Here is a 1,159-nt window from a genome sequence, read left to right as displayed (position 1 = left end):
CCTAATGACATGACAAAAGAGAAGGAGTAGCCTTGTAGGGGTAATTTTGGGTCGCCAAACTCAAACCACCCCCAGACACTCCTTCCATGCAAAGTAACGAAGAAGCCCTCGTTCAGACGCTAAATCCCTACTTCTCCGCCGATAAACGGCGAATCAAATTCCTGGCCATGCTCATTGTAGCCCTACTCAAACTCACCGACTCCTCGCTGGCACAATGGGCATTGGCTATCAATCAACCCACCCAGCGGGGGGCCCGATTCCGACGCGCCCAACGCTTCCTGATGCAGTGTCGTTTGGCAGCGCTATGGACAAGCCAACGAAGTGGTGCTCACCCTGGATCGGACTCAGTATCGACAGGGCAGCCACTGGGTGCAATTTCTGGTGTTGGGCATTGCCCATCAGCAGATGAGCATTCCGCTACTGTGGCAACGCTCCGGCGTCCCGGTCGGCCAACCGGGAAGGAAACTGCACGGCCGTCGCCCGCCAGACCATCCTTCGGAGCCTGACCCGGTGGATCAAGCCTCGGCCCGCCCAGCGCATCTATTTGACAGCAGACCGCGAATTTGTTGGCTCCGAATTCCGGGCTGGATCGCTGACCGAATGGGGGTTGATTCCCATCATTCGTATTCGGGCCAATGCCTGGATAACCCACCGAGGCCGTCGCCAACGAGCGGCCAAGCTGTTTGACTGCCCCCACTGGAAACGTCTGCGCCAAGCCCGGCAGGTGTATGGTTCGTGGCTGTATCTGTGGGGTAAACGCCTGGCCGATGGGGACTACCTGATTCTCTACTCAGACCGGTATGTGGCCCGGATGGGTGCCTTGTCCGCCCAACGGTGGGACATCGAGACCTTGTTTGGGGCCTTCAAATCGCGCGGATTCAATTTGGAATCGTGCCGGGTGGTGGCTCATCATCGCTTGCGTTGTTTGTTGTTTATCTTGTCGATTGGGTTGATTTGGGCCCTTGAAACGGGTCATTGGTTGCTAGGCCAGGGCCAACGCCTACCGCTCCGGCTGGTCAAGGCATCGATCAACACCGCCGGTGGGCCAATCTACCGGAGGGTATACAGTTTATTCCGGCATGGTCTGGACGAACTCCGTGACCGAGTCCTCAATCATCGACCACTTATTGACCTGATTCCGCTTTTGTCATGTCATTAG

2 protein-coding genes are annotated in these 1,159 nt (G+C 56.9%); both read left to right on the top strand.

Features of this window, described 5'->3' with window-relative positions:
* Positions 1 to 86: 86 nt before the first annotated feature.
* On the top strand, positions 87 to 506 hold the full coding sequence (locus CLV58_RS28240; RefSeq protein ID WP_146141576.1) for a hypothetical protein: 420 nt from the start codon (positions 87 to 89) through the stop codon (positions 504 to 506).
* Positions 507 to 544: 38 nt separating this feature from the next.
* A complete protein-coding gene (locus CLV58_RS27890) occupies positions 545 to 1,159 on the top strand; it encodes a transposase (protein ID WP_106141124.1) in 615 nt (204 codons plus the stop codon).

It is taken from the genome of Spirosoma oryzae, from assembly GCF_003002825.1.
In the GTDB taxonomy this organism is placed as follows: Bacteria; Bacteroidota; Bacteroidia; order Cytophagales; family Spirosomataceae; genus Spirosoma; species Spirosoma oryzae.
Note: the sequence above shows the minus strand (reverse complement) of the source record. Positions and strands in the feature narration are given on the sequence as shown.

Excerpts from the sequence above, each read along its gene's own strand:
- CLV58_RS28240 (WP_146141576.1), top strand. The coding sequence starts at position 87 with ATGCAAAGTAACGAAGAAGCCCTCGTTCAGACGCTAAATCCCTACTTC.